Annotated in this window: 9 protein-coding genes; 5 read left to right on the top strand and 4 right to left on the bottom strand. The window is 64.9% G+C overall.

What is annotated here, in order from left to right:
• Positions 1 to 67: 67 nt before the first annotated feature.
• Positions 68 to 2,413, top strand: a complete 2,346-nt coding sequence (locus AC1VVK_RS08155; protein ID WP_482905063.1) for an acetamidase/formamidase family protein — start codon at positions 68 to 70, stop codon at positions 2,411 to 2,413.
• A gap of 314 nt (positions 2,414 to 2,727) precedes the next feature.
• Here the strand turns inward: AC1VVK_RS08155 and AC1VVK_RS08150 are convergent, their stop codons facing one another.
• The 3 genes from AC1VVK_RS08150 to AC1VVK_RS08140 are packed head-to-tail and all read right to left on the bottom strand — an operon-like array spanning position 2,728 to position 6,584.
• Positions 2,728 to 3,129: a metallopeptidase family protein gene (locus AC1VVK_RS08150; RefSeq protein WP_132390061.1), complete on the bottom strand. Its 402-nt coding sequence runs from the start codon at positions 3,127 to 3,129 to the stop codon at positions 2,728 to 2,730.
• A gap of 4 nt (positions 3,130 to 3,133) precedes the next feature.
• Positions 3,134 to 5,038 carry a M1 family metallopeptidase gene (locus AC1VVK_RS08145; protein ID WP_482905062.1) on the bottom strand — a complete coding sequence of 635 codons (1,905 nt, stop codon included), beginning with the start codon at positions 5,036 to 5,038 and terminating at the stop codon, positions 3,134 to 3,136.
• A gap of 43 nt (positions 5,039 to 5,081) precedes the next feature.
• Positions 5,082 to 6,584 carry a hypothetical protein gene (locus tag AC1VVK_RS08140; RefSeq protein ID WP_482905061.1) on the bottom strand — a complete coding sequence of 501 codons (1,503 nt, stop codon included), beginning with the start codon at positions 6,582 to 6,584 and terminating at the stop codon, positions 5,082 to 5,084.
• 181 nt (positions 6,585 to 6,765) lie between these two features.
• Here AC1VVK_RS08140 and AC1VVK_RS08135 point away from each other — a divergent pair, with 181 nt between their 5' ends.
• Positions 6,766 to 7,188: a VOC family protein gene (locus tag AC1VVK_RS08135; RefSeq protein ID WP_482905060.1), complete on the top strand. Its 423-nt coding sequence runs from the start codon at positions 6,766 to 6,768 to the stop codon at positions 7,186 to 7,188.
• A gap of 63 nt (positions 7,189 to 7,251) precedes the next feature.
• On the opposite strand, the gene gyrB is transcribed toward AC1VVK_RS08135, so the two are convergent.
• Positions 7,252 to 9,801 (bottom strand): DNA topoisomerase (ATP-hydrolyzing) subunit B, encoded by a 2,550-nt coding sequence (gene gyrB, locus AC1VVK_RS08130; protein ID WP_132390070.1) that lies wholly within the window; start codon positions 9,799 to 9,801, stop codon positions 7,252 to 7,254.
• A gap of 520 nt (positions 9,802 to 10,321) precedes the next feature.
• Between gyrB and guaA the strand changes: the two genes are divergently transcribed.
• The 3 genes from guaA (at position 10,322) to AC1VVK_RS08115 (ending at position 15,523) form a co-directional block, all read left to right on the top strand.
• The gene (gene guaA, locus AC1VVK_RS08125) at positions 10,322 to 11,905 is read left to right on the top strand and encodes a glutamine-hydrolyzing GMP synthase (protein WP_132390072.1); all 1,584 of its coding nucleotides are present in this window, start codon (positions 10,322 to 10,324) and stop codon (positions 11,903 to 11,905) included.
• A gap of 320 nt (positions 11,906 to 12,225) precedes the next feature.
• Positions 12,226 to 14,577: an arylsulfatase gene (locus AC1VVK_RS08120; protein ID WP_482905059.1), complete on the top strand. Its 2,352-nt coding sequence runs from the start codon at positions 12,226 to 12,228 to the stop codon at positions 14,575 to 14,577.
• A gap of 94 nt (positions 14,578 to 14,671) precedes the next feature.
• Positions 14,672 to 15,523 carry a hypothetical protein gene (locus AC1VVK_RS08115; RefSeq protein WP_482905058.1) on the top strand — a complete coding sequence of 284 codons (852 nt, stop codon included), beginning with the start codon at positions 14,672 to 14,674 and terminating at the stop codon, positions 15,521 to 15,523.
• The last annotated feature ends 36 nt before the right edge of the window (positions 15,524 to 15,559 follow it).

Raw genomic sequence — 15,559 nt, 5'->3', positions numbered from 1 at the left:
AATTGCCAAAGTACTAAAGGACGCCCGCTCGGGAAGGGTGCCACCGGTCTATCAGGGTGGTTCTCGCTTGCGCATCACGACGAATGTCTACCCCAAGGAACAACGCCGCGACGCCTGGCGGTTCGCGCTCAAACGCTTGTCGCTGACGCTCGACGAGGCGGATGAGGCGACGCTCTATGGCGAGCTGATCCATTTCCGATCCAGCACCCATATCGACTTCATCCGCGTCACCGGCACGGGCCAATCGTGGACTATCGACTTCCGCGACCAGCCCGCAACCTACTGGCTGGCGATGATCCTCGACGGCAGCGCCATCATGCGCGATGCCGGGCAGGAACTGCGCCTTGCCGATGGGGATATCATCTGCGGGCGCGGCGATTCGCCGGTGAACCTGGCCTTCACGGGCGATAACCGCAGCCTGATTGTGCAGGTGCCGCACAGCGAACTCAGCCAGCGCTTGAAGACCCCGATCAGCGGCCCGCCGCGCAAGATCGGCACGGACGGCGGCTCGGCGCGCATTTTCGCGGGCATGCTGCGGTCGCTGGCCGATACGCTGACCGACATCACCACCGATCAGGCCCGTCCGGTCGAGCTGGCCTTTCCCGAATTCCTCGTCACCGCCTTGCTCGACAATGCCCCGGCCAAGGCGCTGGGCGGCGCGGCGGGCATGCGCGCGGCATTGCTGGAGCGCATCTTCCAGACCATCGAGATCCGCCTTTCGGACCCCGATCTCAATTACCAGCAAGTCGCTGCCGAGCACGGCATCTCGCCCCGCTATCTCCAGAAGCTGTTCGAATCGATCGACGACAGCTTCGGCCACTATGTGAAAGTGCGCCGCCTCGAACGCTGCCGGCTCGATCTTCGCAGCCCGCTCCATGTGCAGAAGTCGATTTCGGATATCCTGTTCGAATGGGGCTTCAACGACAGCGCCTCTTTCAGCCGCGCCTTTCGCGAGCAGTACGGCATCAGCCCCCGCGAATACCGCAAGGCGCCGCCGCAGGAGCAGGCGGCGGTCGAATTGCTGCGCCGTGGCCGCCCCGCCCGCAAGGAGCGCATTGCCAAAGTCGAAGAGGCGGTCGAGGTCGAGGAAGTTCTCGACGAGCAGCTTGACGAGCAGGCGGCCGAGGACAGCCCGCAAGTGCCCGCCTACATGGGCGACACCGGCACCTCGCGGCACCACCATCTGCCCGCTACGCCCGAGACGATCCACTGGGGCTATCTCAGCAAGGACCTGAAACCGGCACTGCGCGTGCGGTCGGGTGACTTCGTGACGATCGAGGCGCTGACCCATCACGCCAACGACGATCCCGAACGCATGGTCGAAGGCGATGCGGGGGTGGAGAGCGTCTACCACTGGGACCACTGCGGCAAGACGGTCGAGCGGCGCGGCGCGGGGCCGATGGACGCCAGTGCCTTCGGACGCGGGCCGGGTGAGGGCTTCGGCGTGCATATCTGCACCGGGCCGATCCACATCGAGGGCGCGATGCCGGGCGACCTCATCGAAGTGCGCATCCTCGACCTGAAACCCCGCCCCAGCGGCAATTCGCGCTTTGCCGGCAAGAGCTTCGGTTCCAACGCCGCGACATACTGGGGCTTCCACTACAACGATCTGCTGACCGAGCCGAAGAACCGCGAGGTCGTGACGATCTACGAAGTGGAAGCGGCGGGCGGGCGGCTGCCCACGGCGCACGCGGTCTATTCCTACCGCTGGACGCCGCAGGTCGATCCCTCGGGCGTGACGCATTCGCGTTACGACTATCCGGGCGTGCCGGTCGATCCGGAGACCATCGAGCGCAATTACGACATCCTGCAAAACGTCGAGATCCCGATCCGCCCGCATTTCGGCGTGATCGCGGTGGCGCCGAACCATAATGGCCTTGTCGATTCCGTGCCGCCGGCCAGCTTCGGCGGCAATCTCGACAACTGGCGCACCGGCCCCGGCGCGCGGGTGTTCCTGCCGGTGCAGGTGCCCGGCGCGCTGCTCTCGCTGGGCGATCCCCATGCCTCGCAGGGGGACAGCGAGCTATGCGGCACCGCCATCGAATGTTCGATGACCGGGCTGATCCAGATCGTCCACCACAAGGGCGCGGGCGTGATGGAGCAGTTGAAGGACGTCGACTACCCGCTGATCGAGACCGAGACCGAGTGGGTCATCATGGGCTTCTCGCACCCCGATTACCTCAAGGAACTGGGGCCGGACGCGCAGAGCGAGGTCTACAAGCAAAGCTCGATCGATGCCGCCATGCGCGACGCGTTTCGGAAGGCGCGGCGGTTCCTGATGACGGCCAAGCAATTGACCGAGGACGAGGCGATCTCGCTGCTGTCGGTGGGTGTGGACTTTGGTGTGTCGCAGATCGTGAACGGGAATTACGGGGTGCACGCGGTGATCAGGAAGGCGCTGTTCACGAGTTGATTTAAACCCGAGCGTTTGTACCCCACACTCCCGTCATCCCCGCGAAGGCGGGGATCCCGCTTCTTCTGGCGGCGTGGCAGAAAGGAAGCGGGGCCCCCGCCTCCGCGGGGGCGACGGGGTTTGGTGGTGAGAGGCTGGTCTTTGATAGCCAGATCCTCCCCTGCAAGGGGAGGGGGACCGCCCCCCGCTCATCCTGAGCTTGTCGAAGGAAGGGTGGTGGAGGGGTGTCAACCTCTCGTTTGTGCGTGACTGGGCCGGTTACACCCCTCCGTCAGCGCTTTGCGCTGCCACCTCCCCTTGCAGGGGAGGACACGTCAATCGGCGTCGTCTTCCAACGCGTGCATGTCGTCGTCCGACAGGCCGAAGTGGTGCCCCACCTCATGCACCACCACATGCGTCACAAGGTCTTCCAGCGACACATCGGTCTCGCACCACTCCGCCAGCAGCGGCTGGCGGTAGAGCGTGATGCGCGGGCGGAACTCGCCCGAAACCCACACCGATTCCTCGTCCAGCGGGCGGCCGTGGTAGAGGCCGGACAGTTCCCAGGGATCCTCGATCCCCAGTGCCCGCAGCGTTTCCTCGTCCGCGAACTCCTCGATGTGGACGGTGATCCCGTCGAGGTGCTGCGCGAACGGCTCGGGAATGCGCGCGAAGGCGGCATGGGCGAGGGCCTCGAATTCGGCGGGGCCGGGGGCGTTTCCGAAGCGCTGACTCATGCGGTTACTCCTGTCCGGCGACGATACGCTCGATCCCGGCGGCGGTGGAGGGGTGGTAGGTGGGCTTGGCCTCGGCGAAGAAGTCCCGCGCCTTGGGTTGGCCCCAATCGCCCTGCTTCATCAGCCCCTTGTAGAGCGGATAGACCAGCAGCCCGCGCCCGATCCGCGAGAGATAGCTGCGCAGATAGGGCACTGCCGGGTCATAGCGGTTGGCGATGGCCAGTTCGAACCATGCCGACTGGATATAGGCATTGCTCGATGCGGAGAGGCCGAGCGTCTCGTCCAGTTCCTTCAGGCGCGCGGGCGTCTGCTGGCGGTCGATGCCGTTGAGGAAGCGCAGCCATTCCTGCGTGGTCCAGCCCGTGGGCTGCACCGCGCTGGCAGGCCCACCGGCGTTGAAGGCGGCCAGCTTGGTATCGATCTTGGCCAGCGTCGCGCTGTGCACGCGCACGGCATTGTCGGGCAGGCCCGCGCCATAGGACCAGCGGTCGAGCTGGAGCTTCAGTTCCAGTTCCGGCTGGTCCTTCAGCAGGCGTTCGCGCAGGTCCGCAAGGAACCCGGCAGTCGTCTGCGGCTGGAAGGCATGGCGGTCGAAGTAGGAGGTGAGATAGGCGTCCCACTTCTCGCGGCCGACCGTATATTCGATCATGCGCAGGAAGTTGGAGCCCTTGGTGTAATCCACCTCGCCCGCGCCCGGATCGCCGTGCAGGCGCGTGACGGCGCCGGTCTGGCCGCCGCCATCGGCAATCTCGCGCTGCATCACGTCCCAGTCGAGATCGGCGTAAGTCGCGGCCTGCTCCTTGCCGTAGAGCGCCTCCATGATGCGGTTCTCGAAGTAGGTGGTGAAGCCCTCGTTCAGCCACGAATCCGACCATGTGGCATTGGTGACGAGATTGCCCGACCACGAATGCGCCAGTTCATGCGCGACGACATCGGTGTTCGAGCGGTCGCCCGTGACGATGGTCGGCGTCAGGAAGGTCAGCATCGGGTTTTCCATGCCGCCGTAGGGGAAGGCGGGCGGCAGCACGAGCATGTCGTAGCGGCCCCAGCGATAGGGTCCGTAGAGCTTGCTGGCGGCGTCGATCATCTTCTCGACATCGACGAATTCCTTCGCCGCCTTGTCCAGCATCGGCGCCTCGGCCCAGACGCCCGAGCGGGGGCCGAGCGAGCGGAACTTCAGGTCGCCCACCGCAAAGGCGATCAGGTAGGGCGGCACCGGCTTGTCCATGCGGAAGCGGAACTGGCGGCGGCCGTCGGGCAGCGCCTCGCCCTTGTCTCCCGAGAGCTTTTCCGCGCTCATCACCGCGACCAGATTGCCCGGCACGCGCAAGGTGGCGTCCCAGGTCTGGCGGATGCCGGGGCTGTCCTGCGTCGGGATCCACGAGCGGTTGAGGATCGATTCGCCCTGGCTGAACAGGAACGGCTGCTTCTTGCCGAACGTCATTTCCGGCGGCAGCCATTGCAGCGCCGCAGCGCCGGGCTTGGTGCGGTAAGTGATCCTGACTTGCTTGGCGCCTGCCAGTTCGACCGTCAGCGCGGAGCCGATGTCCGCATTCTTCGCGTCCTTGGGGCCGACCGTCCACTTGAGCGGGTTGCCTGTCGCCATGTCGGTGACGGCGGAAATGGCGATGTCGTTGACATCGAGCACGACTTGGGTGGCGCCGGGCGCGGCAAGAATGTCGAGCACGGCGCTGCCGGACAGCGTCTTCGTGGCGAAATCGACATCGAGGTCGAGCGCGACATGGGTGACGCGCGCCACTTGCGGCTCGGCGTGAGTCCAGACGTCTTTCGCCTCGGGCGTGGTCAGGATCGGGGCGGGACCGGAATTCGAGGTATTTTGGGCCATTGCGGGCGAGATGGCGACGGAAGCGGAGCCGGCAAGGAGCGCGGCAGCAAGAAGGATACGCATGGGCGCGGATTATGGCCGCGCCCATGCGTAGGCGCAAGCGCAGCTAGAGCGAGGACGGATAGATGTCGAAATGCCGGGTGCCGCCGGCGCGCGCTATGGCCGCTTGCACATCGGCGCGGCCGCGCAGCACTTGCATTCCGGCCTCGAATGGTCCCGGTGGGGCTCCGGCGGGAAGCGCACGATAGTCGCTAAGCTGGGCAAGCGCATCAATGCGGAGCGTGGGATCGTTCAGCCGGGCAATCATCGCCGCCGCTGCCGTGTCGATCCGTCCCAGGCAGAGTTGCAGGTCGGTGAAGGCTTCGGGGTGATCTTTCGCATGGGCCACGGCGTAGGCGAGGTCGGCATTCGCGGCGTCGGTCTGCCCCAGTGCCTGCGCGGCGCAGCCATGGGCGAGGTGGAACTCCATCATGCCGTAAGGGCTGGCTATGGCGACGGGCTGATCGGCAAACGGCGCAAGCACCGTCATCGCGTCCTGCGGATGGCCGAACCGAATGTGGAGATAGGCAAGGTTGATCGTCTGGCTGAAATTGGGCTTACCGTATTCGCCCAGTGCGATGGCGGCTTGATAGGCCTCTACCGACTTGTCGTAGCGACCGAGCTGTTCGTAGGTCCGTGCCATGCCGTCCCACCACCAGTTGATCCGGTCCTTGCGGTCGGAGAACTGCTTGGCCAGCGCGCCGTCCGGCCGCGCGGCTTCGAGCGTGGCCAGCGCCTTGTCGCCCTGCCCCAGCGCGCGCTGGGTCGCGGCAAGATCGATCGGCAAGGCCAGGAGGCCGGGCCGTTCGAGGCTCATCTTCTCCAGCACCGAAACTTCGTGCCGATAGGCATCGCTCAGCTTGAAGTCGGCCGGTAGCAGGCCGCGCAGCACCGGATCGAGGCTGGCATCGCGCATGGCGGAGCCGAGGCGCAATTTGCCCAGCATCGCCTTGGCCTGGTCCGGCTTGCCGTCCTTGGCGAGCTGGCGGGCGTGGGCCAGACGCATTCCGTCGAAGCCGAATTCATACTGTGCCGGTGCGAAATCGTCGGCGCTCACCAGCGCGGTCAGGCGGCCATAGGCCGGATCGTCGGGCGTCGCGGCGAGCTTGCGGGCCAGCGCGAAAATCCACTCGTTCTCGAACGTCGCCGCCGCCGAAGGCTTCTTCATCACCGTTTCCAGCGTGGTCACGGCATCCTCGTTGCGGCCGGTGTCGATCTCGACGCCGTAGCGAATGCGCCAGGCGACATCGGGCGCGCCGGGCAGGGCGGTGAGCATCCGGGCATGGACCAGCGCCGGCTCCAGCTTGTTGGTGTCGCCCTCGCACAGCGTTGCCGCCAGCAGGACCGGGGCCTGCTGCTTGGGTTCGAGCGTGGTGAAGTCCTTGCGGGCGAGGATCGGCGAAACCAGCTTGAGCGCGCCGTTGCAGTCATTGCCGTTCATCGTCGATTGCAGGCGCGGCAGTGTCTTCGCCACGGTTTCGCCGATGTCGCGTGCCTGCGCGCCTGCGGCAAGCAGCGCGGTTCCGCCCAGAAGCGCCAGAACGAATGCGCTTCGACCCAGTTTCGTCATGATTTCCCCCGTTTCAGGGGAGCGATGCTAGGAGGCCGCCGCGCGCTTGTCAGCAGGCGGGGCGGCGAAAAATGCGGCCATCCCCGATGGATATGCCGAGACAGCTTCGCGCCGCGATGTTAGCAAATGTCGCGGTTCCGGCCCGGCCGGGACCATTCCCTGAAAGGCGGAGGTGTGGACCATGCCCAAGATGATCTTCGTGAACCTGCCCGTGCGCGATCTGACGGCCTCCTCGGCTTTCTACGTCGCTTTGGGCGGGACGGTGAATCCGCAGTTCTCAAATGAAGATGCCGTTTGCGTGATGTTTTCGGACGCCATCGGCGTCATGCTGCTGACTCATGCCTACTACGGCGGATTTACCAAGCGCCCGATCGGCGATGCGCGGACCAGCAGTCAGACACTGATCGCACTGTCCGCCGAGAGCCGGGACGATGTCGATTCAATCGTGAACCGCGCGGCGGCGGCAGGCGGCACCGCCGATCCCGATCCGGTGCAGGACCTCGGCTTCATGTACAACCGCCATGTCGAAGATCCCGACGGCTATGTCTGGGAGGTGATGTGGATGGACCCGTCCGCAGTGGACGGCGGGGCGCAGACGGACTGACCCTTCAAGGCCCGTTCCGCAACGCATCGACCGATGCGTTGCGGAACGGGATGAGCCAGTGGCTCAGACGTCGAGATTGGCGACGTTGAGAGCGTTTTCCTGAATGAATTCGCGGCGCGGTTCGACCACGTCGCCCATCAGGCGGGTGAAGATCTCGTCGGTGACGTCGGCGTCTTCCACCTTGACCTGAAGCAGGGCGCGGTTTTCCGGATCGAGCGTGGTTTCCCAGAGCTGATCGGCATTCATCTCGCCAAGGCCCTTGTAGCGCTGGATCGAGAGGCCCTTGCGGCCCGCGGCGAGCACCGCGTCCAGCAATTGCAGCGGGCGCGTGATCGCATCGGCGCCCAGCACCGGACGGGTGGCGGCGGCTTCGTCTTCGGTTTCGGTCGCTTCGCTCTCGACCACGGCGCTGGCGCGGGTGAAGCGGGCGGCACCGGCGTAGACGTCGGTATTCTCGGCCGAAAGGCGGGCGAGCTTGCGGGCCTCGGCACTGGCCAGGAACGCGCCTTCGATCTTGTGGTGATCGGTGACGCCGCGCCACAGGCGCTCGATTTCCAAGTTGCCTTCCTCGGTCATGCGCGCGGACCAGCGGGCCTCGAGATCGCCGCGATCGAGCCACTTGGCCGTGCGTTCCAGCGCGGCGTTGCGGTCGGCGGGGGAGAGATCGGGCTCGAACGCGCCGGAAAGTGCCAGCGCCTCGATAATGGTGGGATCGAAGCGGCGCGGCACGAAGGCCATCAGGTTGCGGAAGCGGATCGCGTGTTCGACCAGGATGGCAAGGTCGGGGCCCATGCGCGCGCCGCCCGAGGTTTCGAGCACGCGGCCGGCCGTCCCGGCCTCGACCAGATAGCGGTCGAGCGCGGCGTTGTCCTTGAGGTAGACCTCGCTGCGGCCCTTGGCGACCTTGTAGAGCGGCGGCTGCGCGATGAAGAGGTGCCCGGCGCGGATGATGTCCGGCATCTGGCGGTGGAAGAACGTCAGCAGCAGCGTGCGGATATGGGCGCCGTCGACGTCGGCGTCGGTCATGATGACGATCTTGTGGTAGCGCAGCTTCTCAAGATTGAAGTCGTCGCGGATCCCCGTGCCCATGGCCTGGATCAGCGTGCCCACTTCCTTCGACGAGATGATGCGGTCGAACCGCGCGCGCTCGACGTTGAGGATCTTGCCCTTGAGCGGCAGGATCGCCTGCGTCTTGCGGTCACGCCCGGACTTGGCCGAACCGCCTGCGGAGTCACCCTCGACCAGGAACAGTTCGCACTTGCTGGGATCGCGCTCCTGGCAGTCGGCCAGCTTGCCGGGCAGCGAGGCGATGTCCATCGCGCCCTTGCGGCGGGTCAATTCGCGGGCGCGGCGCGCGGCTTCGCGGGCGGCGGCGGCGTCGATCACCTTCAGGATGATGGTCTTGGCGTGGCCGGGGTTTTCCTCCAGCCAGTCGCTCATCTTGTCCGCCATCAGCGCTTCGAGCGGCTGACGCACTTCGGAGGAGACCAGCTTGTCCTTGGTCTGCGACGAGAACTTGGGGTCGGGCAGCTTGACCGAGACGATCGCGGTGAGCCCTTCGCGCATGTCGTCGCCCGAAAGCGAGACCTTTTCCTTCTTGAGCAGGCCCGAACGCTCGGCATAGCCGTTGAGCGTGCGCGTCAACGCGGCGCGGAACGCGGCAAGGTGGGTGCCGCCGTCACGCTGCGGGATGTTGTTGGTGAAGCACAGGACGTTCTCGTAGTACGAATCGTTCCACTCAAGCGCCACTTCCATGCCGATGCCGTCCTTGTCGGCGCCGATCGAGATCGGTTCGGGCATGAGCGGCTGCTTGTTGCGGTCGAGGTACTTCACGAAAGCGCCGATGCCGCCTTCGTAATAGAGATCGTGTTCCTTGACCTCCTCATGGCGCTTGTCGCGCAGGAGAATGCGCACGCCGGAGTTTAGGAAGGCCAGTTCGCGGTAGCGGTGTTCCAGCTTGTCGAAGTCGAACTCGGTGACGTTCTTGAACGTCTCGGTCGAGGCGAGGAAGGTTACGCGCGTGCCCTTCTTGAAACCGTTGTCGTCCGGGTTCTGGCTGACCTTCGGCGCATCGCCGACGATCTTGAGCGGCGCCACGGCATCGCCGTTGGCGAACTTCATCCAGTGCTCCTTGCCGTCGCGCCAGATGGTGAGTTCGAGCCATTCGGAAAGCGCGTTCACCACCGAGACGCCCACGCCGTGGAGGCCGCCGGACACCTTGTAGGCGTTGTCGTCCGAAGTGTTCTCGAATTTGCCGCCGGCATGGAGCTGGGTCATGATGACCTCGGCCGCCGAGACGCCTTCCTCGGAATGGAGGCCGGTGGGAATGCCGCGCCCGTTATCCTCGACCGAGACCGAGCCATCGGGATTGAGTTCGATCAGCACGAGGTCGCAGTGACCTGCCAGTGCCTCGTCAATCGCGTTGTCCGAGACTTCGAACACCATGTGGTGAAGACCGGAGCCGTCGTCGGTGTCGCCAATGTACATGCCCGGACGCTTGCGGACCGCGTCAAGGCCCTTCAGGACCTTGATCGAATCCGCGCCGTAGCTGTTCTGGTTCTTGCCGTTGTCGGGCCGGGCGTTGTCGGGTCGGGTGTCGTCGGAGCTAGCCATATCGAGCATATAGGGTTTGGGGGCGAGGAACCCAAGCAAAACCGGCTGAGGGGGCGGGCTTTTCCACAAGACTGGGACAGACGCGCGGGCATGATCGCCGCCGGGCTGTTTTGCCGCCCGTGATGACGCCGAAACGGATGCAAAAAGGGCGGCCCCTTGGGGAGCCGCCCTTCGCCATGTGTGGTTCGCCCATGCCGGGAGGGTGCATGAACTTCCGCCGCAGGGCACACACCCAGCGCCCACGGCAGCAGCGAATGCCGGGAGGGGCATCCGCGAATTTATGGCTTGTCCTGCAAACTTACGTTTTTTGGCTTATCGCTAACCGTGCGGTCACGTCGCCCGGTCATGAATCCCAATTACGCCAGCGGGGAATTTTTGCAAATTACAAAGCAACAAAATTACGTGCATGTTTTGCAACGTTGCTCGCAAGAGAGAGCGCCGGGAGCGGGTTAACCGCAAATCCTCGCAGGAATGCGCGCCTCCACTGGACACCTGCGGCCTCTGCCTATAGTGGCCGGCCATGACTGACCAGACTCCCGCCCGGACTCCGGGCCACAGTTCCGATTCTATCCTGATCGTCGACTTCGGCAGCCAGGTGACCCAGCTTATCGCACGCCGCGTGCGCGAGGCCGGCGTCTATTCCGAGATCGCCCCGTTCAACGCCGCGAAGGAAGCCTTCGCCCGCATGAATCCGGCCGGCGTGATCCTCTCGGGATCGCCCGCTTCGGTGCTGGACGAGAATGGCCCGCGCATTCCCGCCGAAATCCTTGATAGCGGCCTGCCGGTGCTCGGCATCTGTTATGGCCAGCAATCGCTGATGCACCAGCTTGGCGGTGAAGTGCTGGCGGGCGATTCGGGCGAATTCGGCCGCGCCTTCATCGAAATCGGCGACGATTGCGCGCTGTTCGACGGCCTCTGGGCCAAGGGCGAGCGCCATCAGGTCTGGATGAGCCATGGCGACAAGGTGACCAGCCTTGCCCCCGGTTTCCGTCCCGTTGCATCGAGCGAAGGCGCGCCTTTCGCGGTGATCGCCAATGACGAGAAGCGCATCTACGCGATGCAGTTCCACCCCGAAGTCGTGCACACGCCTGACGGCGGCAAGCTGCTGAAGAACTTCGTGCGCCATGTCTGCGGCCTTGCCGGCGACTGGACCATGGCCGAGTTCCGCAAGACCAAGATCGACGAGATCCGCGCCCAGGTCGGCGAAGGCCGCGTGATCTGCGGCCTGTCGGGCGGCGTCGATTCCGCCGTGGCCGCGCTGCTGATCCATGAAGCGATCGGCGACCAGCTCACTTGCGTCTTCGTCGACGGCGGCATCCTGCGCATGGGCGAGGCCGAGCAGGTCGTCAGCCTGTTCCGCGGCCACTACAACATCCCGCTGGTCCACGTCGACGCATCGACGCTGTTCCTCAACGGCCTTGCCGGCGTCACCGACCCCGAGGCCAAGCGCAAGTTCATCGGCAAGACCTTCATCGACGTCTTCGAGGACGAGGCGAAGAAGATCGGCGGCGCCGAGTTCCTGGCGCAGGGCACGCTCTACCCGGACGTGATCGAATCGGTCTCGTTCACCGGCGGTCCCTCGGTGACGATCAAGAGCCACCACAACGTCGGCGGCCTGCCCGAGCGCATGAACATGAAGCTCGTCGAGCCGCTGCGCGAACTGTTCAAGGACGAAGTCCGCGAACTGGGCCGCGAACTGGGCCTGCCCGAGATCTTCGTGGGCCGTCACCCGTTCCCCGGACCGGGTCTGGCGATCCGCATCCCCGGCGAAGTGACGCGCGAGCGCTGCGACATCCTGCGCAAGGCCGATGCGATCTACCTTGAGGAAATCCGCAACGCGGGTCTCTACGACGCGATCTGGCAGGCCTTCGCGGTGCTGCTGCCGGTCAAGACCGTGGGCGTGATGGGCGATGGCCGCACCTACGACAACGTCTGCGCCCTGCGCGCCGTGACCTCGACCGACGGCATGACGGCGGATATCTATCCGTTCGACGCCGCGTTCCTGTCACGCGTGGCCACCCGCATCATCAACGAGGTGAAGGGCATCAACCGCGTGGTTTATGACTACACCTCGAAGCCGCCGGGCACGATCGAGTGGGAATGATTTGGCGTCTGGCACCGACTGGTAGCTAGCAGCACGAAAACGGAAAAAGCCCGCAGGGATGCGGGCTTTTTTCCGTTTGGGCCCCGGCGATGCATCCGCATTTCAGGTGAGCGCCTCGAAGCAGGCAAGGTCTATCTCCGGCCATAATTGAAGTCGCGCGCGCCGAGATCGGATCGGCCGGCCCACGGACCCGTCCGGTTCTGCGGCTTGGTTGCCCCTTTTTCAGGTCCTGCCCCCGGCATGGTCAGGGACATTCCCGATATCTGCGGCAGTCGAACACGTCAGGATGAGCGCTCACCTCCCACGACGTGAGCAGCCCCATGCCCGACATCGATCGCAGCCATCTCCCGCTTCCCCGGCCGCCGTTCACCGGCAAGATCGGCAAGACCTACCAGGAATCGGAAAGCCAGTGGCCGGAATTGCCCAAACCTCCCAAGGGGGCGCCGAATGTCCTGCTGATCTTGCTCGATGACGTCGGCTTCGGCCAGGCGAGCACGTTCGGCGGGCCGGTGCCGACGCCGGTTCTGGACAAGTTGGCGGGCACCGGATTGCGCTACACGCGGTTTCACACGACGGCGATCTGCGGCCCCTCGCGCGCGGCGCTGATTACCGGGCGCAATCACCACAATTGCGGCACCGGGTTCCTGTCGGAATGGGCAACCGGGTTTCCCAGCTACAACAACATGATCCCGCAATCGACCTCGACGGTCGGGCGCATCCTCAAGGAAAACGGCTACGCCACCAGCTGGTTCGGCAAGAACCACAATACGCCTGACTGGGAGAGCAGCGTCGCCGGGCCGTTCGACCGCTGGCCCACCGGCATGGGTTTCGACTATTTCTATGGCTTCATCGCCGGGGAAACCCACCAGTACTACCCGGTCCTCTTCGAGAACACCGTCGCCGTGGAGCCCGACAAGTCGCCCGAGGAAGGCTACCATTTCCAGACCGACATGACCGACCGCGCGATCAACTGGATCCGCTATTCGAAGTCGGTGGCGCCCGATAAGCCCTATTTCTGCTACTTCGCGCCGGGCGCGGCCCACGCGCCGCATCATCCGCCTGCCGAGTGGCGGGACAAGTTCAAGGGCCAGTTCGACAAGGGCTGGGAAAAGGTCCGCGAGGAAACCTACCAGCGGCAGCTCGCCGCCGGCATCATCCCGCCGGACACCGAACTGACGGCGAAGCCGGACTGGGTGCAGGACTGGGACAGCCTCTCGGCCGACGAGAAGAAGCTGTTCGCGCGGTTCATGGAGAACTTTGCGGGCTATCTGTCCTTCGCCGATCACGAATGCGGCCGCCTGATCGACGCCGTGCGTGAAATGCCCGATGCGGATAATACCATCATCATCTATATCGTCGGCGATAACGGCGCGAGTTCCGAAGGCGGCATGACCGGGACCGTGAACGAGGTGATGAACCTCAACGGCATCCCCTCGTCGATCGAGGACAATCTGGCCGCTTATGACGAGATCGGCGGCCCGGATACCGAGCCGCACTATCCGCTGGGCTGGGCCTGGTGTGGCAACGCGCCGTTCCAGTGGGTGAAGCAGGTCGCCTCCCACTTCGGCGGATCGCGCAATCCGATGGTGATTTCGTGGCCGGACAAGATCAAGGACAAGGGTGGTCTGCGGCCGCAATTCTGCCACCTGATCGATATCGTGCCGACCTTGCTTGAGGCGGCCGGCATTCCCGCGCCGGATTACGTCAACGGCGTCGAGCAGAAGCCGATGGACGGCGTTTCCATCCAGTCGACTTTCGCCAGTGCCGATGCCCATGCCGTGCGCGAACGCCAGTATTTCGAGATATTCTCCAACCGGGCGATCTACGACAAAGGCTGGATCGCCTGCGCCCAGCACACGTTCCCATGGCGGCAGGACTTCGCGCCGGGCCACTGGGAAAACGACACCTGGGAACTCTACAACATCGACGAGGACTTCAGCGAGGCTAAGAATCTGGCCGCCAAGCACCCGGAAAAGGTGGAGGAACTGAAGCGGATCTTCGACGAGGAAGCGGAGAAATACAACGTCTACCCGCTCGACGATCGCGGAGCCGGCCGTCTGGCCGAACCCAAGCCGTCACCCGGCGGCGCGGATCCGAACCGTACCGAATTCACCTATTTCGAAGGCGCGGCGCGGCTGCCGGAAACGGCATCGCCCAATACCAAGAACCGCTCGCACTCCATCAAGGTGGCCGTGGATAACGACTCCGGCAAAGCCGAAGGCGTGCTGCTGGCGGCAGGTGGAGGTTCGGCCGGGTATGCGATCTACATTCTCGATGGCAAGCCGGTCTATCATTACAACTTCTTCGAAAAGGTGCGGCTGAACGTCGTGTCCAGCAAGCCGCTGCCCAAGGGCAAGTCGACCATCGAAGTCGCCTTCGCCTATGACGGCGGCGGGCTGGGCAAGGGCGGCGAGGCCGTGCTGCTGCTCAATGGCGAGGAAGTCGGCCGGGGCCGTATCGAACAGACCGTCGCAGGCCGGTTCGGCATCGATACTTTCGGGGTCGGCGCGGACAGCGGATCGCCGGTGTCGGATGCCTACAAGCCGCCGTTCGCCTTCAAGGGCGGCAAGATCGAGCGGGTGGACATCAAGCTGGCCGCCCGCAATCTCAGCCAGAGCGAGGAAGACGAACTGCACGAGCGCTACCTGGCGTTCGCCCAGCATATCGAGTGACCTTTCGGGAACAGGCAAAGCCCATCATCGCGGCGCCGGGCGAACCATGCCGATCGCCCGGCGCACGCGCCTTCGGACCGGATCGGAGACCGACATGACTCTCGTGCAGGCCATGAAGCTGCTCGTTTTGCTGAGCGTGATGCTCACCGTTCTTTCCCTTGCGTTGCGGGCAAGAGCGGGGGATTTCTTCTACCTGTTCCGCGAATGGCGGCTGGGCTTGCGCGCGGTGATCGCGATGTTCGTCATCGTGCCGGTCGTTGCGATTATCATGGCGGATGTCTTCGATCTGAAGGGCCCGGTGAAAGTTGCGCTGGTGGCGCTGGCCTTTTCGCCGGTGCCGCCTCTCTTGCCCCGCAAGCAGGCCAAGGCCGGTGGCGACGCATCGTACATCTCCGGTCTTCTGGTCGCCGCGGCGCTGGCCTCGCTGGTGCTGGCACCGATCGGCCTTTCGCTGATAGGCGAGATTTTTGGCCTGCAAATGCAGGTGTCGCGCGCCGGCATGGCGACGACGCTGGGGCTGACGATCGCTCTGCCGCTGGTGCTGGGCGTGCTGGGCCAGCGCGTGCTGGGTGACGCAAGGGCCGGGGCGGTCTCGGGGCCCCTCAGCAAAGTGGCCAACGTCCTGTTTGCGGTCAGCGTGCTGTCCCTGCTGGTCGCGCTGGCGCCGGCCGTCGGCAAATTGCTCGGGGACGGGACGATCGTGGCGCTGGTCGCGATGAGTCTGGTCGGGCTGGCCGCCGGCTGGTTTCTGGCCGGAGACAATCGGGACAACCGGGCCGTGCTGGCGCTGGCTTCCGCTGCCCGTCACCCCGGTGTCGCGATCGGCATCGCGACGACAAGCTTTCCGGACGCAAAGCTGGCACCCGCCGCGATCATTCTGGCGGCGGTGGTCAATACGCTGATCGCGGTCCCGTTCCTCAAGCGCCTCCACAAGAGCGAGGTTTAGCGCCCGCTCAAGTTCGCCGGAGCCCTCCGCGACGAC

The sequence above is a fragment of the Novosphingobium sp. BL-S-32 genome, from assembly GCF_056857055.1.
Note: the sequence above shows the minus strand (reverse complement) of the source record. Positions and strands in the feature narration are given on the sequence as shown.

What these genes read in the sequence shown, in the direction of transcription:
- AC1VVK_RS08115 (WP_482905058.1), top strand. Translation starts at nt 14,672, where the DNA reads ATGACTCTCGTGCAGGCCATGAAGCTGCTCGTTTTGCTGAGCGTGATG.
- gyrB (WP_132390070.1), bottom strand. Translation starts at nt 9,801, where the DNA reads ATGGCTAGCTCCGACGACACCCGACCCGACAACGCCCGGCCCGACAAC.
- AC1VVK_RS08150 (WP_132390061.1), bottom strand. Translation starts at nt 3,129, where the DNA reads ATGAGTCAGCGCTTCGGAAACGCCCCCGGCCCCGCCGAATTCGAGGCC.
- AC1VVK_RS08135 (WP_482905060.1), top strand. Translation starts at nt 6,766, where the DNA reads ATGCCCAAGATGATCTTCGTGAACCTGCCCGTGCGCGATCTGACGGCC.
- guaA (WP_132390072.1), top strand. Translation starts at nt 10,322, where the DNA reads ATGACTGACCAGACTCCCGCCCGGACTCCGGGCCACAGTTCCGATTCT.
- AC1VVK_RS08140 (WP_482905061.1), bottom strand. Translation starts at nt 6,584, where the DNA reads ATGACGAAACTGGGTCGAAGCGCATTCGTTCTGGCGCTTCTGGGCGGA.
- AC1VVK_RS08120 (WP_482905059.1), top strand. Translation starts at nt 12,226, where the DNA reads ATGCCCGACATCGATCGCAGCCATCTCCCGCTTCCCCGGCCGCCGTTC.
- AC1VVK_RS08145 (WP_482905062.1), bottom strand. Translation starts at nt 5,038, where the DNA reads ATGCGTATCCTTCTTGCTGCCGCGCTCCTTGCCGGCTCCGCTTCCGTC.